Annotated in this window: 24 protein-coding genes and 1 pseudogene; 6 read left to right on the top strand and 19 right to left on the bottom strand. The window is 69.3% G+C overall.

Annotated elements, in window-relative coordinates:
- Positions 1–548: 548 nt before the first annotated feature.
- A complete protein-coding gene (locus ACH413_RS33825) occupies positions 549–881 on the top strand; it encodes a 3-hydroxyacyl-CoA dehydrogenase family protein (RefSeq protein WP_360044761.1) in 333 nt (110 codons plus the stop codon).
- Between the two features lie 404 nt (positions 882–1,285).
- On the opposite strand, the gene ACH413_RS33830 is transcribed toward ACH413_RS33825, so the two are convergent.
- Genes ACH413_RS33830 through ACH413_RS33855 form a run of 6 tightly spaced genes read right to left on the bottom strand, consistent with a single transcriptional unit; the run spans position 1,286 to position 7,435 of the window.
- Positions 1,286–2,482 (bottom strand): MFS transporter, encoded by a 1,197-nt coding sequence (locus ACH413_RS33830; protein ID WP_360044764.1) that lies wholly within the window; start codon positions 2,480–2,482, stop codon positions 1,286–1,288.
- A 7-nt stretch (positions 2,483–2,489) separates the two neighbouring features.
- A complete protein-coding gene (locus tag ACH413_RS33835) occupies positions 2,490–3,440 on the bottom strand; it encodes a fumarylacetoacetate hydrolase family protein (RefSeq protein WP_360044767.1) in 951 nt (316 codons plus the stop codon).
- Positions 3,440–4,378: a VOC family protein gene (locus ACH413_RS33840; protein ID WP_360044770.1), complete on the bottom strand. Its 939-nt coding sequence runs from the start codon at positions 4,376–4,378 to the stop codon at positions 3,440–3,442. The genes ACH413_RS33835 and ACH413_RS33840 overlap by 1 nt, the downstream gene beginning before the upstream one ends.
- Positions 4,378–5,382 carry an amidohydrolase family protein gene (locus ACH413_RS33845; protein ID WP_360044773.1) on the bottom strand — a complete coding sequence of 335 codons (1,005 nt, stop codon included), beginning with the start codon at positions 5,380–5,382 and terminating at the stop codon, positions 4,378–4,380. Before ACH413_RS33845 ends, ACH413_RS33840 begins: the two co-directional genes overlap by 1 nt.
- Positions 5,379–6,494, bottom strand: coding sequence for an FAD-dependent monooxygenase (locus ACH413_RS33850; protein WP_360044776.1), 1,116 nt, complete (start codon positions 6,492–6,494; stop codon positions 5,379–5,381). The genes ACH413_RS33845 and ACH413_RS33850 overlap by 4 nt, the downstream gene beginning before the upstream one ends.
- Positions 6,491–7,435, bottom strand: coding sequence for a fumarylacetoacetate hydrolase family protein (locus tag ACH413_RS33855; RefSeq protein ID WP_360044779.1), 945 nt, complete (start codon positions 7,433–7,435; stop codon positions 6,491–6,493). The genes ACH413_RS33850 and ACH413_RS33855 overlap by 4 nt, the downstream gene beginning before the upstream one ends.
- A gap of 111 nt (positions 7,436–7,546) precedes the next feature.
- On the opposite strand from ACH413_RS33855, the gene ACH413_RS33860 reads away from it, so the two are divergent.
- Positions 7,547–8,464: a LysR family transcriptional regulator gene (locus ACH413_RS33860; RefSeq protein ID WP_360044782.1), complete on the top strand. Its 918-nt coding sequence runs from the start codon at positions 7,547–7,549 to the stop codon at positions 8,462–8,464.
- Between the two features lie 2 nt (positions 8,465–8,466).
- On the opposite strand, the gene ACH413_RS33865 is transcribed toward ACH413_RS33860, so the two are convergent.
- Positions 8,467–10,851, bottom strand: a complete 2,385-nt coding sequence (locus ACH413_RS33865) for an alpha/beta fold hydrolase (protein ID WP_360044785.1) — start codon at positions 10,849–10,851, stop codon at positions 8,467–8,469.
- Positions 10,852–10,903: 52 nt separating this feature from the next.
- Between ACH413_RS33865 and ACH413_RS33870 the strand changes: the two genes are divergently transcribed.
- Both ACH413_RS33870 and ACH413_RS33875 read left to right on the top strand, forming a co-directional pair.
- Positions 10,904–11,161 carry a hypothetical protein gene (locus tag ACH413_RS33870; protein WP_360044788.1) on the top strand — a complete coding sequence of 86 codons (258 nt, stop codon included), beginning with the start codon at positions 10,904–10,906 and terminating at the stop codon, positions 11,159–11,161.
- Between the two features lie 166 nt (positions 11,162–11,327).
- Positions 11,328–12,275, top strand: a complete 948-nt coding sequence (locus ACH413_RS33875; protein ID WP_360044790.1) for a cyclase family protein — start codon at positions 11,328–11,330, stop codon at positions 12,273–12,275.
- A 422-nt stretch (positions 12,276–12,697) separates the two neighbouring features.
- Here ACH413_RS33875 and ACH413_RS33880 read toward each other — a convergent pair whose 3' ends face one another.
- From ACH413_RS33880 to ACH413_RS33895, 4 genes are read right to left on the bottom strand one after another with little or no spacing between them, the layout of a single operon-like run.
- Entirely contained in the window at positions 12,698–14,065 is a 1,368-nt protein-coding gene (locus tag ACH413_RS33880) for an adenylosuccinate lyase family protein (RefSeq protein ID WP_360044793.1), read from the bottom strand.
- The gene (locus tag ACH413_RS33885) at positions 14,062–15,513 is read right to left on the bottom strand and encodes an NAD-dependent succinate-semialdehyde dehydrogenase (RefSeq protein WP_360044796.1); all 1,452 of its coding nucleotides are present in this window, start codon (positions 15,511–15,513) and stop codon (positions 14,062–14,064) included. The genes ACH413_RS33880 and ACH413_RS33885 overlap by 4 nt, the downstream gene beginning before the upstream one ends.
- A 1-nt stretch (position 15,514) precedes the next feature.
- Positions 15,515–16,216 (bottom strand): type 1 glutamine amidotransferase domain-containing protein, encoded by a 702-nt coding sequence (locus tag ACH413_RS33890; RefSeq protein ID WP_360044799.1) that lies wholly within the window; start codon positions 16,214–16,216, stop codon positions 15,515–15,517.
- 25 nt (positions 16,217–16,241) lie between these two features.
- Entirely contained in the window at positions 16,242–17,093 is an 852-nt protein-coding gene (locus tag ACH413_RS33895; protein WP_360044802.1) for an SDR family oxidoreductase, read from the bottom strand.
- 127 nt (positions 17,094–17,220) lie between these two features.
- Here ACH413_RS33895 and ACH413_RS33900 point away from each other — a divergent pair, with 127 nt between their 5' ends.
- Positions 17,221–18,102, top strand: a complete 882-nt coding sequence (locus tag ACH413_RS33900) for a helix-turn-helix transcriptional regulator (RefSeq protein WP_360044805.1) — start codon at positions 17,221–17,223, stop codon at positions 18,100–18,102.
- A 307-nt stretch (positions 18,103–18,409) separates the two neighbouring features.
- On the top strand, positions 18,410–18,760 hold the full coding sequence (locus ACH413_RS33905; protein WP_360044808.1) for a hypothetical protein: 351 nt from the start codon (positions 18,410–18,412) through the stop codon (positions 18,758–18,760).
- On the opposite strand, the gene ACH413_RS33910 is transcribed toward ACH413_RS33905, so the two are convergent.
- The 8 genes and pseudogenes from ACH413_RS33910 to ACH413_RS33945 form a co-directional block, all read right to left on the bottom strand.
- Positions 18,732–19,151: a hypothetical protein gene (locus ACH413_RS33910; protein WP_396425405.1), complete on the bottom strand. Its 420-nt coding sequence runs from the start codon at positions 19,149–19,151 to the stop codon at positions 18,732–18,734. The genes ACH413_RS33905 and ACH413_RS33910 overlap by 29 nt on opposite strands.
- Before the next feature lie 119 nt (positions 19,152–19,270).
- The gene (gene ctaD / locus ACH413_RS33915) at positions 19,271–20,986 is read right to left on the bottom strand and encodes a cytochrome c oxidase subunit I (protein ID WP_360044814.1); all 1,716 of its coding nucleotides are present in this window, start codon (positions 20,984–20,986) and stop codon (positions 19,271–19,273) included.
- Positions 20,987–21,086: 100 nt separating this feature from the next.
- Complete coding sequence (locus tag ACH413_RS33920) at positions 21,087–21,833, bottom strand: sigma 54 modulation/S30EA ribosomal C-terminal domain-containing protein (RefSeq protein ID WP_396425407.1); 747 nt, start codon at positions 21,831–21,833, stop codon at positions 21,087–21,089.
- Positions 21,834–22,130: 297 nt separating this feature from the next.
- Complete coding sequence (locus tag ACH413_RS33925; RefSeq protein ID WP_360044820.1) at positions 22,131–22,265, bottom strand: hypothetical protein; 135 nt, start codon at positions 22,263–22,265, stop codon at positions 22,131–22,133.
- A 233-nt stretch (positions 22,266–22,498) separates the two neighbouring features.
- A complete protein-coding gene (locus tag ACH413_RS33930; RefSeq protein ID WP_360044823.1) occupies positions 22,499–23,431 on the bottom strand; it encodes a hypothetical protein in 933 nt (310 codons plus the stop codon).
- Between the two features lie 252 nt (positions 23,432–23,683).
- Positions 23,684–23,911: a hypothetical protein gene (locus tag ACH413_RS33935; RefSeq protein ID WP_360044826.1), complete on the bottom strand. Its 228-nt coding sequence runs from the start codon at positions 23,909–23,911 to the stop codon at positions 23,684–23,686.
- Positions 23,912–24,071: 160 nt separating this feature from the next.
- On the bottom strand, positions 24,072–24,194 hold the full coding sequence (locus ACH413_RS33940; protein WP_360045115.1) for a hypothetical protein: 123 nt from the start codon (positions 24,192–24,194) through the stop codon (positions 24,072–24,074).
- Between the two features lie 298 nt (positions 24,195–24,492).
- Positions 24,493–24,636: pseudogene (locus tag ACH413_RS33945) on the bottom strand (transcriptional regulator); the annotation flags it as partial.
- Positions 24,637–24,853: the final 217 nt, after the last annotated feature.

Consider the following 24,853-nt stretch of genomic DNA (forward strand, 5'->3'; position numbering starts at 1 on the left):
AGAGCGCTGCACTCGGCTCAGAGCCTCGGGGTCGAACACCTGCTGCGATCATGGTCGCCATCGGAAGGCGCGAACCCCACAACGATCGTGCACGAGATCGTCTCGACTGCCCGAGCCGTGCTGGATGACGACGTACCGCTCGGCCGAGCGGTCGAACTCCTGCGGCAACCCGACGTGACAGACGGACACAGACTGGCTGCCGTGTTGTACGCCTGCGCCGACCCGCAGGGTCCGGCCGGCTGGTTGGACCTGAAAGCGCGCTCGTACTCCCCCACCACGACCGCATCGAAGTCACGATCAGGATCTGCAGCGGCGGCCAGCAACGGCCAGCGTCGCGACACGCCCACGTCGAAAAACTCCGCGACGACAGGGCCAACGCCGTCGATCAGCTCATCCGACACCGCGCGCTGCCACGCGCGAGACGTCTGCACGCCCTGGAACTCACTCGTCGACAACCGGCCGTAGAACGCAAACGCAGGCCAGGCTACTCATACGGTGCCACTGGACAGCGACGTCCCGTCAACGCGGCAACCAGTTCGGCGGTGGTGATGACCACGGAGATCAACGGCTTCATCGCCAACCGCATCCTCAACGCCATCCGCGACGAAGCCGTCTTCCTGCTCGAAGGCGGGTACGCCTCCATCGCCGACATCGACCTGGCCTGCCGCACCGCCCTCGGCCATCCGCTCGGACCGTTCGAGCTGCAGGACATGACCGGCCTCGACATCGGCCACGCCACCAAGCTCGGCAGGTTCGAGGAGTCCGGCGACCAGCGCGAAGCCCCGTCCCGCAGCCTCACCGAGCGCGCGAAGGCCGGCCACCTCGGCCGCAAGACGGGACGGGGCTGGTACGGCTCCGACGCCGACGGCAACAAGATCTGAGTCAGAGCCGGCGCGGTAGCGCCGGTCGGTCCGGATGCGATCGCCGCCCGGTGAGCCACACCGCCAGGTCGGCAGCCGGAGCCGCGATCGTCCTCGTGGACCGGGCGGCTCCCAGGCGCCAGGAGCCGTCGGGCTCGCCGCAGTGATGGTGGCCAAAGTGATCGGCTGCGCAACGATCATCGCTCCCGACCTGCCCGATTCACAACTGGCACTCGCCGAAGAGGTAGGGCCCACACCGTCAACGCCGGCGGCTCGACCGTCGACAAGACCGTGAGAATCACCGGCGGCCGTGGAGCGGACTACATCTTCGACACGACGGCCATCCCGTCTGTGCTCGGCAACGCGGTGCAGGACCTCGTGATCAGCAGCGCGCTCGCCCTCGTCGGTGCCGCGGCACCGGACACCTACGCGAGCTGGACTGGCTCGGACCTGCGACCCCGGTGCCCGTTCAGGGCGATCCAGAGCGCGACGGCGACCGCCACGGACAGAACCCCGAGAACCGCGATCCCTCCTCGCAGACCTCCCGCCACGGCCGCGAAGGCAGCGATCACGAGGGGTGAGAGGAACTCGCCTACGAACAACGCCCCCGTCCACAGGCCGGTCCCCCGGCCACGGGCCGCGTAGTCAAGGCGGTCGACGGCCCACGTGAGCAGGGTCGGCAGGAGCACGCCGGTCGCGAAGCCGGTGATCACCGCGCCCAGGAGGATCACCGGCAGCGAACCGGAGGCGAAGACGACCACCAGGCCGGCACCCGCCAGTGCGAACTCGGCGGTGAGCAACGTTCGTCGGCCGAGCTGGACGAGCTTGCCGAACAGGGCCGCGCCGATCGCCGTCGCGATCGACATGACGGCGGTCGCCGCGCCGATCAACCCTGAGGAGGTGACGCCGATGCCGTTCAGGACGAACGAGAGCTGGACGATGAGGGCGTAGAACACCGCTCCGCCGACCACCGACACCAGGCAGGGCACGACAAGAGCCCGCCAAGGCAGGGAAACCCGCACCGAGTCCTTGGCGAACGAGCTGCCGTCGTCCGTCCACAACAGACGCGCGGCGGGGATGACGAGGATCAGGGACACCAGGTACATCCAGAAGGGAGCGCGCCACCCGCCGACGCCCAGCGCACCGCCGACGGCGATGAAGGCGGTCGCGGAGATGGTGGCGACGGTGGCCTGCAGGCCGAGGTAGCGGTTGCGGCGGTCGCCCGTCCAGTAGTCGCCGATGAGGGTGGTGGCGCTGGTCATGATCGCGGCTTCGCACACACCGACGACCACCCGGCTGGCGATGATCGACCCGAGGTCGTCTAGCCAGAGCGGCGCGGTGCCCGCGGCGGCGTAGACGACGAGCGCGACGAGCAAAATGCGGATGCGTCCGATCCTGTCGACGATCACACCTGCGAACGGGGCGGTCAGGCCGATCACCAGAGCCGGCACGGTGAGCACGAGCGGCACGAGGACACCGACACCGGGAACGTCGGCGAAGTGCGCGCTCATCTGGGGCAGCACCGGAGCGATCAGCACCGCGCCGAGGACCGAGAGCGAACTCGCGGCGAGCAGGACGAGCAGTTGCGGCAGACCTGCGGTGCGGGTCGGGGCGGCGGTCATGGGCACCTCACATCGTTGTGGGACCGGGTGAAGCGGGTCTGTGCCGGCCGCGTCGGCGCGCGGCCGGGATCAGGTGCGGGCCGACGCCCGCGACGACGGTGTTGGCGATCGTGCCGAGGCCGTCGACGGTCATGGTCACGACGTCTCCCGGAACCAGCGGCGGTAGTTCGCTGCCCCTCCCCCACAGTTCGGCGAGGCAGCCGCCGTTGCCGCAGGTTCCCGAGCCGAGGACGTCTCCTGGGCGCACCTCGGTGCCCCGGCTGGCGTAGGCGACCAGGTCCTCGAACGGCCAGCCCATGTTGGACAGCAGGTCGCGGCCGATCTCGGTGCCGTTGACCGAGACGGTCATGCCCAGCGACAGGAATCCGTCCGGATCACGGTGGGGCTCCAGTTCGTCGGCGGTGACGAGGACCGGGCCGAGCGTGGTGGCGAAGTCCTTGCCCTTGCAGGGACCCAGGCGGACCGCCATCTCGCGGAACTGCAGATCGCGGGCGGACCAGTCGTTGAGGATCGTGTAGCCGGCGATGTGGTGGCGGGCCTGCTCCGGGGCCAGGTCGGAGCCCGGTGTCCCGATCACGGCGGCCACCTCCAGTTCGAAGTCCAGACGGTGGCTGCCGGGCGGAACGGCCACGTCGTCGTGAGCGCCGATGAGGGCGTACGGATTGGTGAAGTAGAAGGTCGGTGCGGTGTACCAGGCCTCGTCGACCACACCGGCAATGCCTTCGACGTGCTCCTCGAACGCGACGAAGTCCCGCACCGTGGGCGCTTCGACGGGCGGCAGGAACCTGAGTCCGGACAACGAGATCGGGTCGTCGGCCGCCGCGCCCTCTTCGAGCAGCGTGCCGGACCTCAGGAGGTCCAGCACGCTCGTTCCAGCGGGCAGGCGCAGCAGGGTGTCCCCGTCGACGACGCCGCAGCGGACGTCGCCGCCGGGCTCCTCGACGGTCGCGAACCGCATCAGACCGGCGGGGCCTGGAAGAGGCCCCGGTCCGGGTCGTTGAACGACTTCGCGGCCACGAACTCGTCCATGCGGTTGGCGGTGCCCCACTGGTCGGACACCGCCGGGTCGCTGAAGTCGTGCAGACCGGGGTGCCAGGTGTCCTCGTCGAGACGGTCGAGCTCCGTGGTGTATTCGAGCGTGTTCCCCTGGGGGTCGAGGAAGTAGGAGAACGTGTTGTTGCCCGCCTTGTGCCTGCCTGGTCCCCAGATCTTCTCGACACCGGCGCGCAGCAGGCGGCCCGTGCCGCGCATGTACTCGTCGATGCCGCGCATCTCGAAGCTGGCGTGGTGCAGTGCGGGATGAGGGCCGCGGGCGACGGCGAAGCTGTGGTGCCAGTCGTTGCAGCGCAGGAACCACATCATGTTGCCCATGCGGGGGTGCATGAGGACGTCCGAGAGCGCGAAGCCGAGATGGCGTTCGTAGAAGGCGACCGTGCCCTCGGGGTCGGCTGAGTTGATCACGACGTGCGAGAGCCGGACGGGGACCGACTCGCCCTCCTCGACCTTGCGGTGGGCGCGCAGCGTGACGTCGGCGGAAACCTCGACGGTGCGGCCCTCGTTGTCGAAGAAGCGGAAGCCGTATCCCCCGCCGGGCGTGGCGACGACACCCGGTTCGGAGACGAGCTTGACGCCGTCGCGGGCCAGCGCCTGGGCCAGCGTGTCGACGTCGGCCGGGCTGGCCGCGCCGAAAGCGATGAGGTCGATGCGCTTGTCGGTCGCTTCCCGCAGCCGCACGACGTACTGCTCGGGTGAGCCTTCCGCGGCCAGGAACGACAGTCCCGTGTCGGTCGCGACCTCGATGAGCCCCCACTGTCCTGTGTAGAACGACTGCTGGAGAGCCAGGTCCGGCACCGCGAGATCCACGTGGCGCAGGTGGGTGATCAGCCGCTGGGCCATCACGAGTCCTTCCCGGGGCCGAGCCCCAGCTTCAGTGCGGTGCCACCGGCGATAGCGTCGCGGTCGCCCGCGGTCAGTCCGGCGGCGTCGAGGCGGGCGACCGGATCGGTGACGCCCATGTCGAACGGGTGGTCGGACCCGAGGAGCACCCGGTCAGCGCCGACGGCGGCCACCAGAGCCCGCAGCGCGTCCGGGGTGTGGACCAGCGAGTCGAACCAGAGCCTGCGCAGGTAGGACGACGGCGGGTCAGCGCAGCCGCGGGCCTCGGGTCTCACCTGCCAGGCGTGATCGGATCGGCCGAGGTAGGTCGGCAGGTAGCCACCACCGTGCGCCGCCACGACCTTCAGGCCGGGATGGCGGTCGAGGACGCCTCCGAAGATCAGATGGGAGAGCGCCACGGCGTTCTCCACCGGCTGCCCCACCGTGTTGGACAGGTAGAAGCGGTCCAGCCGTTGGTCGAGAGAGCATCCGAAGGGGTGCAGGAAGACCACCGCTCCGGTGTCGGACGCGCGCGCCCAGAACGGGTCCAGCCGCTCGTCGGACAGTTCGACGCCCGGCGCGAACGAGGAGATCTCCACGCCCTTGAGCCCGAGCCCGATCGCGTGGTCGAGCATGTCCGCGCACAGTTCGGGGTGCTGCAACGGAACGAGGCCGAGACCTCGAAGCCGTTGCGGTGCCGAAGTCACGAGGCCGGCGACGGCGTGGTTCGCGGCGCGGCACACCTGCGTCGCCAGGTCCCGATCCGCCCAGTAGTGGTAGTGGGACGGGGAGGGCGACACGACCTGCACGTCCACGCCCGCGGAGTCCATGTCCACGAGCCGCTGCTGGACGGAGGTCAGCGAGGGCAACGCGGACCGGACCATCGCGCCGGACACCGCGGAGGACTCCGGCCCGTTGCGAAGAGCATCCAGCGCGCGGTGTTCAGCCAGACCCGCGTGTCCGGCGACCAGTGCCTCGACCTCGGCGATCAGACAGTGGGCGTGCACGTCGACCACGGCCGTCATGGTGCCTCCGCAACGACAGCGGCGATCCTGCCCATCAGGCCGGCGGTGTCACCGCGCTCGCCGGCCAGCAGCCAGCGGCACAGTTGCACCGAGCCCTCCACGACCGCGCGGACGCGGGGCAGGCGCCGGGCGGAGAACTCGGCCCACAGGTCCTCGTCGACGGCGTCACGGGTCGTCAGCAGTTCAGCGAGCACGAGGGCGTCTTCCAGTGCCTGGGCTGCGCCTTGGGCGAGGGTGGGCGGGCAGCAGTGCACCGCGTCGCCGATCAGCACGACCCGGCCGCGATGCCAGGGCCCGTCCAGCAGGTGGTGCTCGAACCAGGTGTAGTTGACCCGCGAGGGATCGACGAGGTTCGCGCGGATGTCGTCCCAAGGCCCGTGGTAGTTCTCGGCCAGCGCCCGCATCGTGCTCAGACGTTCTTCCGGGCTCAGGCCGCTGCGGTCCTGGGCGTCCTCGACCAGGTAGGCGTAGAGGGTGTCCTCACCTGTCGGGCAGTATCCGGCGATGTAGGCCTCACCGCCGTAGGTGAGGTCGGTCTGGACCACCGACTCCGGTCGCTGCGCGAAGGCACGCCAGATGCCCATGCCGATCGGCTCGGTGGTGAGGTCGACCCCTATCGCCGCACGGGTCCACGACCGCACGCCGTCGGCACCGATCACCAGGTCGTAACGCGCACGACCACCGTCCGAAGTGGACAGTTCGGCGTCCTGGGTGAGCGCCGTCGCCGTCACGCCCGTCCGGATCTTCACCCCGAGCCCGGTAGCGCGGTCGGCGAGGAGCCTGGCGAGGTCGGGGCGGTACATGCCGACGGTGGCGGGCAGGTCACGTCCACCGGTGCGGGCGTCGGGGATCGTGGCCAGCACTGTACCGTCGGGAGCCCGCAGGCCGAGGGTGTCGAACCCGAAACCGAGGCGTCGCACGCCGTCCCACACGCCGAGCCGGTGCAGCACCCGTAATGCGTTGCCCTGCAACGTGATGCCGGATCCGAGCGCACCGATGTCGGACTTGGCGTCGATGAGGTCGACGGCCACCCCTTCTTCCGCCAGCAGGATCGCGGCGGCCAGCCCGGCGACGCCGCCTCCGATGATCCCGACCGACTCGACGGCGCTCACGGGTTCACCACGCGGGTGCGCTGAACTCCGAGGCCGGTGATCGACCCGGTCATGACGTCACCGGCGCGCAGGAACCGGCCGTGTGCCATGCCATTGCCCGCGGGGCTGCCGGTGAGCAGGAGGTCACCGGGCCGCAGCACGGCGGTCCTGGACGCGGCGGAGACCAGTGCGGCGACGTCGAAGATCATGTCCTTTGTGGACTCGTCCTGCATCACCTCTCCGTTGAGGTCCAGCCGCACCTGCGGGTGCTCGCTCAGGAACTCGGCCGGAACCATGTACGGCCCCAGCGGCGTGAAGCCTGGTGCGTTCTTGGCGCGGAACCAGTCGCTGCCGATCTCCGGCATGTCCCGCCGGAACACGAGATCGCGAGTCGTGAGGTCGTTGGCGATGGTGTACCCGGCGACGTGGTCCAAGGCGTCGTCGCGGCTCACCTGGAACGCGCTGCGGCCGATCACCACCGCCAGTTCCAGTTCCCAGTCGTGCCGGTCGGAGTACGCGGGCAGGACCACGTCGTCGTACGGCCCGGTGACCGACGAGGGCAGGCCGATGAAGATGTACGGCTCCCCGTCGGCGATGCGCCGGTCCATCATCACCGCCGCCTCGGCGCGCACTTCGTCCGCGGGCCTGTCCGGTGCGTGTTTCACCGCGAGGTCGATGACGTGGGTGCGGTAGTTCGCGCCCGCCTGCAGGATCTGGCCGGGGTTGAGCGGCGGCCGCAGGCTGGTGGGCTCCAGCGGGGTGTCCACCTGCCCCACCATGCCGCGCAGCTGCGGAAGCACCACCTCCCACTCCTGCAGCAGCGCGTGCACCGATGGCGCGATGTCGGACAGGTCCCGCCACCGGGGTGCGCCGTCGATGTCGGCGACGAGGGCGGGCACCTCCCGGACCTCGGCGGTACCACGCCCGGTCGAGATGGTGGCGATGGCGAAGGGGACGGCCACGTGAGGTCCTTCCGTCGACGGTGACGCCGACTACTGTCACGCGAGCAGCGGATATAAGGGAACCCGAATATCCTGATACCGGTTATCAGTGAGACGAATTACGGTGCTGACGTGAACCTGGCGAACCTGGACCTCAACCTGCTCGTCCCGCTCGACGTGCTACTGGCGGAACGGTCCGTCACGCGTGCGGCCGAGCGCCTGGGACTCTCCCAGCCCGCGCTGTCCGGCGCGCTCGCCCGGCTTCGGCGGCACTTCGACGATCCGCTGCTGACCCGGGCCGGCAACTCCTACGAGCTGACCCCGCTGGCCGTGCAGCTGCGCAGGCGAACAGGTCTCGCGCTCGCCGGGGTCGAGCGCGTGTTCGCCAGCGAACCGGACTTCAACCCCGCCACGTCGCGCAGGACGTTCACCGTCCTCGCCTCCGACTACCCGATGGCGGTCCTGGGACCACGGGTCACCGCGCTGATCGCGGAGCAGGCGCCATCCGTCACCCTGAGGCTGGAACACCACAGCCCGGCGGTGATCGAGGCCGGAGGCGAGGCGATGCGCGGGGTCGACGGAATCCTTCTCCCCCATGGCGTTCTCTTCGACCTGCCCTCGGTCAACCTGTTCACCGACTCGTGGGTCGTGATCGCCGACCGCGACTCCGACGCCATCGGCGACTCCCTGACGATGGCCGACGCGCAACGCCTGCCCTGGGTGTTCACCTACCACAGCGCTTCCGCGTTCACCGGCGCCGGCAGGCAGCTCCAGCTGATCGGCGCCGCGCCGCGCGTCCAGTGCGTCGTGGAGAGCTTCCTCGCGCTGCCGTACTACGTTCTCGGCACCGAGAAGCTCGCCTTGGTGCAGGCCCAACTCGCACGGCATCTCGCCAGGGACGAGAGGCTGCGCGTGCTGGACTGCCCATGGGACGTCGTACCGCTCGTGGAGGCGCTGTGGTGGCACCCGACGCACACCCACGACGCCGAACACGTCTGGTTGCGCACCCTCTTCGCCCAGGCCGGCGCCGAGCTGCCACCAGGCCGCTGAACTCAGTTCCGGAGGAAGTCCACGACCGCGGCGCGAAAATCCGGGTTGCTGCCCACGATGTTGTGGTCACCAGGCACGATTACCAGCCGTGCGTTCGGCAGAGCGTCAGCGAGCACCTCCGGCCGCACGGCCAGCGGGTCCTCGTCGCCCGCGATGACGAGCGACTCGGCGGTGATGCGGGCGAAGTCGACCCCGCCCGTGTGCAGAGCGCGTGCTTGCGCCGCCAGCGACAGGAAGTCGGCGCCCACCATCTCCGCGAACGCGCGCATGCCCGCCATCTCCGGCGGAAGCGCGCTCGGGTCGTCGGCGAGAAATGCCTCCGCGACCACGTCTCCATCCAGTTCGCGCGTGTCGACACCGCCGACCTCGACGACCCCGGCACCGACGCCTCCGACGACCAGCCGCCGCACCTTCGGTTCCTCGGCGGCGACGAGCAGCGAGATGATCGACCCCATCGAGTAGCCGACGAGGTCCACCGCGGGCACGTCGAGAAGGCCGATCACAGCACGCAGATCCCGGGCCATGCGCGGTTCGCCGTAGCGGCTGGGATCCGGGGACTTCTGCGACAGGCCGTGCCCGCGGGCGTCGACGCCGACGACGGTGCGCCCGGCGGCGGTCAGGGCCGCGACGGTGCCGCGGCTGGCCCACTCCACCATCGTGTCGACCGTGAATCCGTGCTGCAGAACGACGGGGACGGGGTGCGGCTCGACGTCAGGGTCAGGCTCCCAGCGGTGGTAGGCGATCTCGGTGCCGTCGTCGACGACGACTCTCGCGGTCCGGGGTGTCGGGGCGGCGGCCAAACCGGCTTCCACCAAGGATTTGACGTCGGTCAGGGGGTCGGTCATCGCAGGCCTTCCGAAGGTGAGTCCGTGACGGTGGGGATAGGCGGGCGCGGCGCTGTCGAACGGTACGTCCGGACGACGCGCCGCCAGTTCTTCGGCGTTACCGCAGATCTCGAACGGCAGGGCACCCGTTGCCGGCACACGGCCGAAAACCACGTCGAGCAGCGCGCTGTCGCTGACTCCGAACGACGCGGTCAGCGCGGAGAGCGGACCGGCGATCTCCCCGAGCAGCGCGGCGCGGTCCAGCATGACGTCGAGGACGACCGGCACGCGGCCGGCGAGTGTCGCGACGTGCTCCCGGACATCGTGGCTGAAGCTGAGGCTTCCGGCGTGGAAGAACCTCTCGAAGCCCTCGCTGCGGGGCTCGTAGGGTGCGTCGACGCGCAGCAACGCCACATCGGCGCGGACGGGGTCGTCCACGACATCGGCGTAGCCGGCCAGCACCTGCGAATCCACGCCCTCGGCGTACACCCGGCAACCTTCGCGCATCGGCAGCACGGCGTCTCGGTTCTCCACGACCACGACGGAACGGCGTTGCGCGTCGAGCCCGGCCGCCACGGCCCCCGAGTCTCCCTCCGCCCGCACCAGACTTCCCCGTTCGAAGAGGCCCAGACGGAACTTCTCCGCGAGGATCCTGCGCACCGAGGTGTCCAGGCGTTCCTCGGTGAGCCTGCCATCACAAACCAGGTCCACCACCAGTTCCGGCGCCACCTCTCCGCCGAGCTGGTCGCAGCCCGCGTTGAGGATCCGCATCACGCGCTCGTGCCTGTCCAGGTCCTCGACGCCCCAAGCACGGGCCCGCATCGGGGCTCCGAAGACCGTCCGATCCGTGACGAGCGCGAAATCGGTGCACACGAGTCCGCTGAATCCGAGGGTCTCGCGCAGCAGACCGGTGATGATCCGCCGGTTGAAGGCGAAGCCCACCTCGTCGACCGGCCCACCGTCCAGGCTCAGTCCGGTGGGCACGCCGTAGTAGGGCATGACCTGCACCGGGTACCGGGTGAGCACGTCGGCGAACGGTCTCAGGTGCAGGTCGAACGCACCACCGGGGTACACCTGCTCCTTGCCGTGGTCGAAGTGCGGGTCCTCGCCGTCCTTCTGCGGTCCCCCACCGGGAAAGTGCATGATCGTGGCCGCGACCGGCGGAACGTCCGCGTCCGCCGTGAACCCGTCGAGGAACGCCACGGCCAGAGTGGTGACGAGCTCCGGATCCGCGCCGAACGTCTCGACCGTCCGCGCCCAACGCGGTTCGGACGCGACGTCGAGGGTCGGTCCGAGCAGAACGCTGATTCCGGCGGCGGCGAGTTCGCGCCGGACGGTCGCCGCGTAGGCGCGGACCAGATCGGGGTCGCGGACCGCGCCCAGCCACAGCGGTTCGGGCCACTGGGAGAACCCCGTCGCGGCCGTTCCCGTGGCGGGATTGGAGACGAACCCGTGCCGAGGATCGGACGACAGGGTCACCGGGATGCCGAGACGGGTCCGCGCCGCAAGATCCTGCACGGCGTCGTGCCAGCGGGCCATGTCGGCAGGGGTGGCGGGCCCCATGACCGCGACGTGGGAGAGGCCCGCCGTGATCTGAGCGCTGGCCGCCGAGGCGGTGAACCCGGAGCACCCGGCGCACGAGTTCTTCGCCCGCCGCTACGAGCGGCTGATCCGCTACCTGGCCGGGCGGCTCGAGGCCGGGACCGCGCGCGGAACGCGAAGCGAGAGCATCCCCGCGACCGAGTTCGCGTCGATGGTGCTCGCCGCCATGGACGGCCTGCAGACGCAGTGGCTGCTCAGCCAGAACTTCCCCATGGCCGCGCGGTTCGCCACCATGCTGCGCGCCATGGGACTCGACCCCGGCAGCGACTGAACTGCGACTATCGGTCGCGCGGATGTCGATCATTAGCAGGTCGGCCTTCCCCGATACCCGCTGCTCGGCGAATCTGGGCGCGGTCGGCGTGGACCGGAGGTGATCTTCGGGACGTCACGGCCCGATCAGCACCGAACGCGTTGCCAGAGCAGGAAAGTGACCGCTCATGACCGATGCCGCCACCGCGATCGCCGCGGCCGCCCAGCGCTGTTCCAACGTCGGCCGATGGGGCCCTGATGACGTCCTGGGCACCCTCAACCACATCACGGAAACCGACCGCGTCGCCGCAGCCCGCCTCATCACCCGCGGCCGGGCCTTCTCCCTGTCGCTGCCGTACTCCGCGGACGGCCCCCAGCGGGGCTGGCGCCGCCGCACCAACCCGGTGCACACCATGCTCGACACCGGACTGGACGCGGAACACGGCAACCAGGGATTCCCCCACGGCATCGGCGGCGCCGACGACGTCATCGCGATGCCGCTGCAGTGCTCCACCCATTGGGACGGCCTCGGCCACATCTTCGACCACGGCCGAGCGTGGAACGGCCGCCGTGCAGGCGAAGTCGTCACCAGCGAAGGCGACGCGCTCACCGGGATCGAGACCGTTCGCGGCCTCATCACCGGCCGCGGAGTGCTCCTCGACGTCGGCCGCGTCGTGGGCGACGGCGAACTGCCGGACGGATTCGCCATCACCGAACAGCACCTCCTCGACACCGCCGACGCCCATGGCGTCGAGGTGAAGCGCGGTGACCTGCTGTGCGTGCGGACCGGGCGCCTCACGCGCACTCGCAGCGAGGGGTGGGGCGAGTACGCGGGAGGTCCGTCACCCGGGCTGTCCTTCAGCACGCTGGACTGGCTGCACCGCACCGAGATCGCGGGAGTCGCCACCGACACCTGGGGTTGCGAGGTGCGCCCCAACGAGTTCGACGACGCGTTCCAGCCCCTGCACCAGGTCGCGATCCCCCACATAGGACTCTTCCTCGGCGAGATGTGGGACCTGGACGAACTCGCCGGGGACTGTGCCGCCGACGGCGTCTACACCTTCTGGCTCACCGCCGCCCCGATCCCGGTCACCGGCGCCGTCGGAGCGCCGGTCAACCCCGTCGCCGTCAAGTGATCGTCGCTGTGGAGGCTTACTCGCACACCGCCCGAACGGCGCAGCGGCTGCCACGTGCGGGCCCACGCCGAGCACCAGGGCGCAGTGCCTGGCACGCGGCCCGCCCCAGACCAGAACGGTGATCACCGGTTGCACGGCGATCACCAACCAGCTCGCGACCGCGACGATCCGACAGAACCGCAGTGCGGGTTCGAGGAGGTTCAACACCGGACGCGGGAACCGTGGCCCCGTGTCAGGTCGTTCTTCCCAGCGGCCTGCTCGTGCGGCGGTGGGACGAGCCTTGTGGGGCCGGTGTTCGGGCGCTGTCCGTCGCACGTCCTGCGGACTCTCGACCACCACAGCCGGATGGGGTTCAGCGAGCTGCGTGAGCACGTACCTGCCGTCATGCCCGAGGTGCCGACCTGGTGGCTGTGCCGGCTCGGTCACGGGGATGCGGAGGAGCGGTTCTGACCGTCCACGACGGACCTGGTCATGGCCTGCGCGCTGCCGAGGTACGTGGCAGGGTCGCAGAGCTGGTCTACTCGTTGCGCGCCAAGACTTTCCACGACGACCGGGTGCCTCCGGAGCTCGGTGGCGAGGTCGCCGCCGGTGTCGATCACCCTGCTGCAGGCGGCGTAGACGAGCTCGTGGGCCTGCTGGCGGCCGAGGGTCGGCGCGAGCGCCATCATCACCGACTCCGCCATGATCAGACCGCCGGTGAGGCCGAGGTTCGCGCGCATCCGGTCCTCGTTCACCCTCAAGCCGGCGATCAGGTGCGTGGCCTGGGTCAGTGAGGACGAGAGCAGTAGGAACGCCTCGGGGATGACGGCCCACTCGACGTGCCACGGGCCGGTGGCGCGTTCGAAGTCCTGCACCATCGCGTCGAGCATAGCCGATGCCTTGTCCCGCAACAGCTTCGCCGCGGCCACCACCAGTTCACTGGAGATCGGGTTGCGCTTCTGCGGCATGGTGGAGCTCGCGCCTCTGCCCGGTGTGAAGGGCTCGGCCAGCTCCCCGAACTCGGTCGAGCAGAGCAGTGCCACGTCGGTTCCGATCTTGCCCACCGATCCGCCGATCGCGGCGAGGAGACCGACGATCTCGACCAGCCCGTCGCGAGCGACGTGCCAGGTGATCTCCGGATCGCGCAGGCCGATCTCCGCTGCCAGTTCCGCGCGCACCCGCAGACCCTGTGAGCCGAGCGAAGCCAGGGTGCCCGCGGCGCCGCCGAACTGGACCATCAGATCCCGTTCCTGCACGGCGGCGAGGCGCTCGGCGTGGCGGTCGAGCGCCGAGAGCCACACGGCCACGCGGTAGCCGAAGGTGATGGGCAGGGCGTGCTGCAGGTGCGTGCGTCCAGCGGTGACGGTCTCGATGTTCGCCTCCGCGAGGTCGCGCAGACGGGCACGGAGCCGGCCCAGCTGTGTTTCGACCAGGCTCAAAGCGTTGGCGCACTGCAGCATCAGCGCGGTGTCCATGACGTCCTGCGTGGTGGCTCCCCAGTGCAGGAACCCGCCCGCGTCACCGCACTGGCCAGCGAGCTGGGTGACGATCGGCAACACGGGATAGCCGACGTTCTCGGTGTCCACGCGGAGCCGTTCGTGGTCCAGCATCGCGGAATCGCACGATGCCGCGATCTTCCCGGCAGCCTCTCGCGGGATGACCCCGACCCGTGCCTGTGCCGTCGCCAGCGCTACCTCGGTGCGCACGACCGCATCCACAAAGGACTGGTCGTTGAACACCTCACGCATCGCCGGTGTGCCGAACATGTCGCGGAACAGGAACGAGTCGAACACCGTGCTGCTCGCAATCACACCCGCTCCCCCGCGTCGACGGCGACGTACTTCTGTTCCAGGTACTCGTCGATGCCCGTGGTGCCGCCTTCGCGGCCGACACCGGACTGCTTCATCCCGCCGAACGGGGCGCTGGGATCGGACACGTAGCCGCGGTTGAGGCCGATCATGCCGGTCTCGAGCTGCTCGACCATGCGCAGCGCACGGCCCAGGTCCCGCGTGTAGAGGTAGCTGACGAGGCCGAACTCGGTGTCGTTGGCCGCCCGCAACACCTCGGCCTCGGAGGTGAAGGTCTGGATCGCCGCGACCGGGCCGAAGATCTCCTCACGGCTGATCCGCGCACCCTCGGGAACGTCGGTGAGCACGGTCGGCGGGTAGAAGTAGCCCGGACCGTCCGGCACCTCTCCCCCTGCCCGCAGTCGTGCGCCGGAGCCGACGGTCTCGCTGACCAGATCGGCGACGCGGGACCGCTGGCGGTCGTCGATCATCGGGCCCATGTCGGTTCCGGGGTCCGTGCCCGCTCCCACCACGATCGACCCCATCCGTGCCACGAGCTTCTCGGTGAACTCCTCCGCGACGTCGGCGTGGACGTGGAAGCGGTTGGCCGCGATGCACGCCTCGCCCACGTTGCGGAGCTTGGCCGTCATCGCACCTTCCACGGCGGCATCGACGTCGGCGTCCTGGCAGACGATGAACGGCGCGTTGCCGCCCAGCTCCATCGAGGTGCGCAGGACGGTGCCGGCCGCCTGGGCCATCAGCAGCCGCCCCACCGGCGTGGATCCGGTGAACGACAGCTTGCGCAGGCGTCCGTCGCGCAACAGCGGTTCGGTGACCGCGGCCGCCCGCGTGGTCGGGATGATGTTGAGGACGCCGTCCGGAAGCCCGGCCTCCCTCAGCACCTCCGCGAGCGCCGCTGTCGTCAGCGGTGTCTGCGCGGCGGGCTTCACGACCATCGTGCAGCCCGCCGCGACGGCCGGGCCGATCTTGCGCGCGGGCATCGCCAGCGGGGCGTTCCAAGGCGTGATCAGCAGGCTGGGCCCGACCGGTTGACGGGTGACCAGCACACGGGCGGTCCCGTCCTCGCTGACCTTCCAGGTGCCGTCGATCCGGACGGCCTCCTCGCCGAACCAGCGCAGGTAGTGGGCCCCGTAGGTGACCTCGGCCCTCGACTCGGCCAGCGACTTGCCCATCTCCAGGGTGATGAGCCGCGCGAACTCGTCGATGCGCCCGATCAACAGGTCGTGGGCCCTGCGGAGGATCTCGCCACGGCCGCGCGGGGGCACTGCGGCCCAACGACGCTGCGCCGCGTCGGCGGCGGCGAGTGCGGCCAGGGCGTCAGCCGGCGTCGCGTCGGCCACCTCGCACAGCGCTTGGCCGGTGGCGGGGTTCTCGACCACGAAGGTCCCGCCACCCGCGGCCGGGCGCCACCGCCCGGCGACGAGCAGTTCCCTCTCGACTCGGTCGATCACGTCACTTCTCCCCGGTCAGGGCCGCGACGATCTCCTCGGCCATCGGGGCGCTCGACGCGGGGTTCTGGCCGGTGAAGAGATTGCGGTCCCGGACGGTGTAGGCCTGGTAGGCCGGTCCGCCGGAGTGCAGCGCGCCCTTGTTCCTCAACGCGCCGGCCAGCAGCCACGGAGCGTTCTCGGCGGTGCCGAACAGCTGCTCCTCCTCGTCGGTGAAGGCCGCCATCCTCCGGTCGGCGAACACCCAGGAGCCGTCCTCGCCGACCGCGGAGAGCAGCCCCGCGGGTCCGTGACAGACCGCGCCGATGATCTTCCCGGCCGCGTCCGCCTCCACGAGCAGCCTGCCCAGGTCGGCGTCCTGGTACAGGTCCACCACGGGGCCGTGGCCACCGGGCAGCACGACGGCGACGTAGTCGGCGATGTCGACCTCGTCGAGCTTGAGCAGCGGGCCGAACTCGCGCAGCGCGCGCTCGGCGTGCTGGACGTGGTGCGCGCAGTCCGGACCTGCGATCTCCGGGTCGGCGCTGTGCGCGTCGAGCGGCTGGAGCACGCCGCCGGGAGAGGCGAAGTCGACGGTGAAGCCCGCCTCGGTGAACTTCTCGTGCGGCGCGGCCAACTCCTCCGCCCAGTACCCCGTCGGGTAGGCGGAGCCGTCGGTGCGCTCCCAGACGTCGGCGGCGGACATGACGATCAGGATCTTGCTCATCTGCTGGTTCCTCCTCGGAGACGGGTCAGGCGGGGAAGTCGCTCGCGGACGCGGTCGCGGCGGCGGCGTCGAGGTTCGCCTGCAGCGCCTGGACCTTGGCCGTGGCGTAGGCGTGGGAGTCCGAGCCGAGGATCTGGCGCAACGGGCCCTCGCCGGACACGACGCGCTCGATCATCAGCCGGGCGCCCCTGACCGGGTCGCCGAGCTGGTTGCCCTGCAGCGCCAGGTGGTTCTCGACCATCTCGCGGATCGCCGGGTAGGCCGCGGTGACGTCGTCGGGCAACGCGAGCGAGTCCGTGGTGAGGAAGTCGGTGCGGAAGTAGCCGGGCTCGACGATGGTGACCTTCACGCCGAACTCGGCGACCTCACCCGCGAGCGCCTCGGTCAGGCCCTCCAGCGCGTACTTGCCGGCGCAGTAGAGCCCCCAGCCAGGAACCGAGGTGAGACCGAGCACCGAGGACACGTTGACGACGTGGCCGCCGCGCTGCTCGCGCAGGATCGGCAGGGCGGCGCGCAGCACGTTCCACACGCCGACGACCTGCACGTCGAGCATGTCGCGCACGTCGCGGTCGGTGGTCTCCTCCACCGCGGCGAGGTAGCCGTAGCCGGCGTTGTTGACGACGACGTCGAGGCCGCCGAAGCGCTCGGTCGTCTTCCGGACGGCCAGGGCGACAGCCTCTTCGTCGCGGAGGTCGACGGCGAGTGCAAGCAGCCGGGTGGTGTCGGCTTTCAACGCCTGGAGGAGGCGCTCTGTCGAGCGGGTCGTCGCGGCGACGTTGTCTCCTCGCTCGAGGAGCTGCTCGACGAGTTCGAGGCCGAGGCCGCGGGAAGTGCCGGTGACGAACCAGGTGGCGGGACGATCAGCGGGGAAGGTCATGGCTCAAGACTGGTGCAGTGAAAGGTCCTTTTGGGACGCATCTCGGGCCCTGCGCGACCTCGGACTCGCGAACCTAGGACTGAGAGGTCCACTCGCAAATCCGGATCCTCGACGACAATGGGATGTCATGACCGGTCTCAACCGTGAACTCGCCGACTTCCTGCGCCGTGCACGCGGCCAGGTCGACCCGTCCCGGGCGGGCCTGCCCTCGGACGGCAGGGTCCGCCGGGTGAAGGGTCTGCGCCGCGAAGAGGTCGCCCTGCTCGCCGGCGTGTCCACGGACTACTACGCCCGGCTCGAGCAGGGCAGGCGCATCACCCCCTCCCCCGCCGTCGTCGAGGCCATCGGCCGCGCCCTCGAACTCGACGAGGCGGGGCGCACCCACCTGCGGGACCTGATCGGCCTGCCCGGAAGCCCGGCACCCCGCCGGTCGCGCAGCGCGCAGCGCGTACGTCCCGGTCTCCACCAGCTCATCGACACGCTCGACGGAGAACCGGCGCTGGTGCTCGGCCGCCGCACCGACGTGCTCGCGGCCAACCGGATGGCGAAGGCCCTGTTCGCGGACTTCGACAAGATCCCGCCGAAGGAGCGCAACTACGCACGCTGGATCTTCCTCGACGAGGACGCGCGTTCGTTGTTCGTCGACTGGCACGACCAGGCCCGCGCCGCCGTGGAGAGCCTGCGGTTCGAGATCGGCAGGGACCCCGCCGACGCCGCCACGACCGCCCTCGTCGCCGAGCTCCGCGAACGCAGCCCCGACTTCGACCAGTGGTGGGAGCAGCACCGCGTGCACCAGCGCACCTACGGCTCCAAGCGGCTGCGCCACCCGCTGGTCGGCGACCTCACCGTCGAGTACGAGTCCTTGGTGCTGCCAGGCGATCCGGACACGATGCTGTACGTCTACACCACCGCGCCCGGCTCGCCGTCGAGGCAGGCCATGGACATCCTCGCCAGTTGGACGGCGTCCGGTTCCGGCACGCGGCTGAGCCGGTCCGAACCAGAGGCCTGAACCAGAGGCCTGTCCGACTGTTCGGTCTTGAGCCGGACGAGGATCCCGGCGATGGTGACCGCGGTGGGTGGTACTGGGCGCAGGTAGTCCCGGATCACGCACCAGACATTACGACTCGAGACGTAGTCCGCACGATCTGCGGAGGCCGACGAACCCAGCTGGGCCATCCTCCGAGCGGAGGATGGAGGGGTCCGCCGCGTCCGCGGTGATTCTCCGCCCGCGTGGTGGATCCGGCGCGCTCCCGCAGGCGACAGGCTTTCGCACATGGCCATCATCCAAGCGAACCGGGGGTCACATGAGTGCGGGAATGACCTCGTTGGCTGTGCTCAACGGCATCGTGTCCCTGGTGTCCACCGGCTTCGCGATCGTGGCGGCTGTCCGGCCGTCGTCCCTGAGCCACGAGACGACACCGACCACGGGCGAGCACTTCTACGCGTGGATGTACGCGGTCAGAGGAGTACCGCTGGGACTTCTCGTCTGCGTGGTGCCGTTCGCCGCATCCGGTCCGGTCAGCGCGCTGGTGCTGATCACCGCCGCGGTCGTCCAGGCCGGGGACGCCGCCATCGGCGCTCATCGGCGCGAGGCCCGCATGACCGTGGCGCCGGTCCTCGCCGGTGTCATCCACGTGATCACCGCCGTCGCGGTCGCGGCGCCTTAAGGGGTGCCGTGGAGAAGAAGTCGCGAGCGGCCCGCCGGGCCGCGGCAGCGGAGCGGATCCTGGGCGCGGCCCGGCGTGTCCTCGCCTGCGAACTGGGCGATCCGCCACCGGAGATCAAGGCTCTGCTGCGGTCGATGTTCACGAGTCCGGAGGCCGAGGAGGCGGTCAGGACTTCCTCGACGAGCGGATCTCCAACCTTGCCAGGACGCTTCCGGGTCCGGATGCGGAGTTCCGCGCGGCCCCTCGCGGTGAGCGGCCTGCCGAGGTGACCGGACGGGTCGATTCGTACGGCGCCCAGGCACATCACAGCCTCCTCCACGACGAGACCGCCGGTCACGTCGAGCAGAACAAGGATGAGGTACAGCAGTCGCAGAGCCACGCCCGCGCTCATGGTTGCAGGACGGCAGAACCTGATCACCTCAGGTCAGCGTGTGACTGCAGAGTTCTGGCACCCGCCGGGTCGGCGCTGCGCCTCGTCGGCCGCCAGTTCGCGCAGTTGCCGTGTGCCGTTCATGACGTCTTCGTCCCGTCGGGGAGTTCGTTGCCGGTGAAGCCCACGTGTGCTTCCCGGTTGATCCGCTCGATCATGTGCGGATAGTGCAGTTCGAACGCGGGACGGATCGAGCGGATCCTTGGCAACTCGGTGAAGTTGTGCCGCGGCGGAGGACACGATGTCGCCCACTCCAGCGAGTTGCCGAAGCCCCAGGGGTCGTCGACGGTGACGATCTCGCCGTAGCGGTAGCTCTTCAGGACGTTCCAGAGGAACGGCAGCGTCGAGGCACCCAGTACGTACGCGCCGATCGTCGACAACGTGTTCAGCCCGGTGAAGCCGTCCGTCTCCAGGTAGTCGGCGTACCTGCGCGGCATGCCCTGGTTGCCAAGCCAGTGCTGCACCAGGAACGTGGCGTGGAACCCGACGAACGTGAGCCAGAAGTGCAGCTTCGCCAGGCGTTCGTCCAGCATCCTGCCGGTGATCTTCGGGAACCAGAAGTAGATGCCGGCGAAGGTGGCGAACACGATCGTGCCGTAGAGCACGTAGTGGAAGTGCGCCACCACGAAGTAGGTGTCGGACACGTGGAAGTCCAGTGGCGGTGCGGCCAGCAGCACGCCGCTCAGCCCGCCGAACAGGAACGTGACCAGGAAGCCGACGGAGAACAGCATCGGTGACTCGAAGGTGAGCTGGCCCTTCCACATCGTGCCGATCCAGTTGAAGAACTTGATGCCCGTCGGCACCGCGACCAGGAACGTCAGCAGCGCGAAGAACGGCAGCAGCACGGCACCGGTGGCGTACATGTGGTGTGCCCACACCGCAACGGAAAGCGCGGCGATGGACAACGTGGCGTAGACGAGTCCTTTGTAGCCGAAGACCGGTTTGCGAGAGAACACCGGGATGATCTCGGAGATCACACCGAAGAACGGCAACGCGAGAATGTAGACCTCGGGGTGCCCGAAGAACCAGAACAGATGCTGCCACAGCACGACGCCGCCGTTGGCCGGGTCGAACACGTGCGCGCCCAGCAGCCGGTCGGCCAGCAGACCGAAGCCCGCCGCGGTGAGAATCGGGAAGACGACCAGCACCAGCACGCTCGTCACCAGGATGTTCCAGGTGAACACCGGCATCCGCCACATCGTCATGCCCGGCGCGCGCAGGCACACCACCGTGGTGATCATGTTGACCGCGCCCAGGATGGTGCCGAGACCACCCACCGCCACGCCGACGATCCACAGGTTGGCACCGACACCGGGTGAGCGGAGCGCGTCGGACAAAGGGACGTAGGCGAACCAGCCGAAGTCCGCCGCGCCGCCTGGCGCGACGAAGCCGCCGAGCATCAGGAGGCCACCGAAGAGGAACAGCCAGAACGACAACGCGTTCAGCCGCGGGAACGCGACGTCGGGTGAGCCGATCTGCAGGGGCAGCACGAAGTTCGCGAACCCGAAGACGCTCGGCGTGGCGTACAACAACAGCATCACCGTGCCGTGCATGGTGAACAGCTGGTTGTACTGCTCTGCGGACAGGAACTGCAACCCCGGCCGTGCCAGCTCCGTGCGGATCAGCATCGCCATGGCGCCGCCGATCATGAAGAAGGCGAACGTGGTGACGAGGTACATCACGCCGATCTTCTTGTGGTCGGTCGTGCGGAACAACTGCAGCAGAACCGAACCTTTGATCCGGTCGCGCGGGGGTTTCGGGTGCACCTCGACCGGTGCGGGAACCAGCGCGGTCACGTTCTCTCCTGTGTCATGGGAAGCACGCGGGCATCCTGACTCCGGCCAGGCAGGGTCCAGCAGGGACCAAAGTCCCATCGGGGCCGGGACTCACCCGCGTTCACCTGGCAGTTGGGGTGACAAGTCCGTAATGACCGTCGTAACGCCGGTACAACACCGAACCTCGGTCCGTGTCGGCGTTGCGGAAGAAGCGGAACGGCAACTCCGTGGCGTCCAGCCGTCCGACCGCCTCCTCCGGCGTGAGCAGCGGCACCTCGTGCACGTTGACCGTCAGCGGCACCGACACCGGACCGGAGGGCGGCGCCGTGCTCACCAGCCGGGCGAGGCGATAACCCGTCGGGCCGATGCGGTAGACCGCACTGTCCTCTCCGGTCTCGGCGTCGACGAACAGATGGATGTCGTAGTCCATCAGGTCCATCGTGAGCGCCGCCTGCTCCGGCATGCAGCGAGCGGGTGTGCAGTACTTGCGCCGGACTATCTCTCGCCGCCCACTCACCCCCACCACCGGCACGCTGGGTCGCGCATCCCGCCAGGCCGGCCGCCCCGCGAGGGTGGGCAGTCGCTGCGCCAGGCTCCGCCGCAGCAACTGTGCCGCCTCGTGGAAGAACGCACCCGCGACCTGCCCGCGCAGCAGCTGACCTCGTGTCTCGAGGTTGGCCTGCACCAACACCGACCACGGCAGCGCGGAACGGGCGCTGCGCGTCAGCTTGATCCGGACGACCGGTCTCTGGTCGGGCAGCCGGCGAAGCAGGGCGCCGATCTGGCTGCGGACGAAGTCGCGCGCGTCGTCCAGCACCTCACCGGCGGTCTGCATCGTGATCTGACCGTCAGACCTGCTCCGCCGCACTTCAGCCTCCAATGATCCCGCGGGTGTCGAAATTCCCGGCTGTGAAGCTAGGTGGCGGGCCGCCGTGGTGTCAGGGCACAAAGTCCCTTCCGGCACCGTGCCAAAAACCCTGGCGACCGAAGCGGAACGAACTACCGGGGACTTGTTCGTCCACAATGGACTTCATGCGCCGCGATGGGGGTTCAGGTCGAGCCGCACCCCGTCACCGTCGCGCTCGCCCTGCACAGCGTGACCGCGACCGGGTTCCCGCCCACTCCGCGAAGCCGCCGACGTTGACGCGGTTCGGGTTCACCGGTCTCATCGGCGACCGGCGCGGGTCGGACGCCACGCCCGGTTCCTGCGCCGACCGGCGTCGACCCACGCCCGCACGCGGTCCGCGCGGTCCGCCACGTCGGGAAGATCGGACATGGCCACGGCGAGCAAGTCCTTCATCTCAACCCTCCCGCGGCGACCTGGACACCCGCGAGCTAGGGCGCGGTCGTCGAGGCGCACGACGTGGTCCTCTGCGAGCGGTGTGCGTCACCGGGACCGTTGCAGACCTCACGCCCGTCACCCCCGCAGGGCAACCAGAATTCGATGCACCCCACCCGACGAGCAATGTCCTAAGTGGATCGTCTGGTCATCGTGCCGCCCGGCGCCACGACAAGATCAGCTGTGCGGCGGAACTAGCGCATGGTGTTGCGGAGGGCGTTGGTTGCTTTGGTCAGCGCGGCGCTCACCGTCGCCCAGTCGGCGTCCTGGCGCCAAGAGCTCATCAGTGTCACGGCATAGGTGTCGCCGAACTTGACCAACCCCGTGCTGTTGAGCACACGGCGGCCGCCTGAGCTGCCCCAGCCCTGCTTGATCGCCCACGTCGCGCCCGGCAGGCCGCTGGGAATGCCGAAGTGCTGGTCGAATCCGTCCGCTGCGGCGCGCGGCGCCTCGGCCATCGCCGACGTCAGCAGTTCACGGTCCTCAGCCACGAGGGCACCGGCGATGTGGCGGTAGACGGTCGAGATGTCCGAGGCCGACATCACCGTGCTCCCCCATTGGCCCGCGACCGCCGGCGGCCGCGTGTTGCGCAGGTTGAGCGCCTTGACCTGGCGAGTGACGATCGCCGACCCTCCGCCCTCCTGCCACAACCGGCTCGCCACGCCATCATCGCTACGAGTGAGCATCGCGATCACGTCGTTCTCCACAGCACCGGAGTTCGTGGAGGTTCTCTGCAACAAGTCCAGCACGATGAGCAGTTTCACCACCGAGGCAGCGGGTTGAGCGAGGTCGCTTTTCCAGGACACGGCCGTCGCACAGGTGTCCAGGTCGACGATCTCCATCGAAAGCACTGGCTCATGTCCGACGCTCAAAAGCGCCTGGCGCGCCTTCTCCAAGGCGGGCACCACATCCGCAACCGGCGTGAACTCGGTGCAGTCGGTGCGCCAGTCTTCCGACCCCGCCTGAAACGCCACGACGAGGACCGCGACCAGCGCGGTCACCAGTCCCGCCGAAACGGCCCACTTGATCCGGCCACGCCGCTTCGGCAGCTGCTTCGGCAGCCGCTGCGTGACCAGATTCAGGGTTACCTCTCGGGAGAGCCGACTCGCATCGTCCGAAATGACCATTGATCCTATCCAACCGAGCGAGAAGGAACTCTTCACAACGAGTTGCGCCATCTGTTGATCGACGCCACCGAGTGATTCCAGATACCCACCGCACGAATGAGATCCATGGTGCGCGTGGTGTCCGGAAATCAGTGGACGGGAGACGACGACGCCCTGCGCACGCCTCTGTGGCCAGTCGTGCGGGACGATCCGGCAGAGCACGAGTTGACGCCCAGGACTACTCAGCCCGCAGGCCGAGCACTCCGGGCACCGTTACCGGAAGCCGGATTCGGACACGACGAAGCGCTCTGCCGCACCGTCTCCGAGGCACCACTCAGCCGTTCGCGGACCATGGACCCGCGCCGGGGTGCGGGTCGAGCCGACGAGCCTTTCCCTCCACAGCGGACTCGTCGGCGGCAGCGTCGACCAGGATGTGATGCCGCGCAAAGACTTCTCGATGCCGCCGTCGAACCGAACTCGGCCGTCGTCGATCACGCGCATGCGGTCGTACACCTCGCACCGGTTCGCGAGCCAGCACATCGAGGTCGGTCACCAGCTCACCCAGGAGAAGCAGCCGGCCCGGCGGCGGCGCGATGGCCAGCCAGACGCGGGTGCCCGCGGCCACGGTGCTGATCTGCGCCTCGCAGTCCACACAGGCCTGTCACCCGAGCGCTTCCTTGACCCGGTCGATGAACCAGCGGTCGTTCATGGCCGCGGCGAGGCGCACCAGTTCGCACACCGCGAGGCTGCAACAGAACGGCTGGTCCTGCTCCAGGGGTGCCAACCCGGTTGTTCGGGATCACCAGGAACGTCCGGCCCAGCGCCCAGCTCGTACGGTGCCTCCTGCCCACACCTTCGGCGAGGACCGGAAGCTCGGACTCAGGATGCCCTCGCGTGTTCACGGCCACCTCCTTTCGCTGCCACCACAGCAAGGTAGCAACTTTCACCAGCCCAACATCGAATGTCGTGAGGTTCGCCTCGCAACGCAACCCAACGGCGGGATACGGCGTCTCAAGACGGTACGGCGACGGCCGGGCCCAGGCCCTCGATGCCCTGACACAGAAAGGGGAGCGCTCCTGACGATCGAAGCGACCGCGAGCCTCCTCGATGTCCCCCAGGTACCGCGTCGTCCAGGCGCACAGCGCGTCCACGGTCGGATGCACGACCCGTGACACGAGCTCTTTGTGCTCCAACAGCCGCAGGTTCTGAGTCAGCATCTTGTGACTGGTCAACGCGGAGGGTGAGTCGCTGGCCGCCGCGGCGTCGGGTGACGCGTCGGACACGATGGTCGTGTTCCCCGCTCCGCTGATGAGCACCATCGGCGAACTCGGGTCGTTCTCGCGCGGGAGTCCGCCCCCGCGACGGTTTCCGAGACCGGCGTGCCGGCCACCGTCATCCCGATGCAGTCGCCCGGCACGCCGCAGGCGCAGGACGTCCAGGCGA

The sequence above is a fragment of the Lentzea sp. NPDC020367 genome (genome assembly GCF_044387305.1).
Classification (GTDB): domain Bacteria; phylum Actinomycetota; class Actinomycetes; order Mycobacteriales; family Pseudonocardiaceae; genus Lentzea.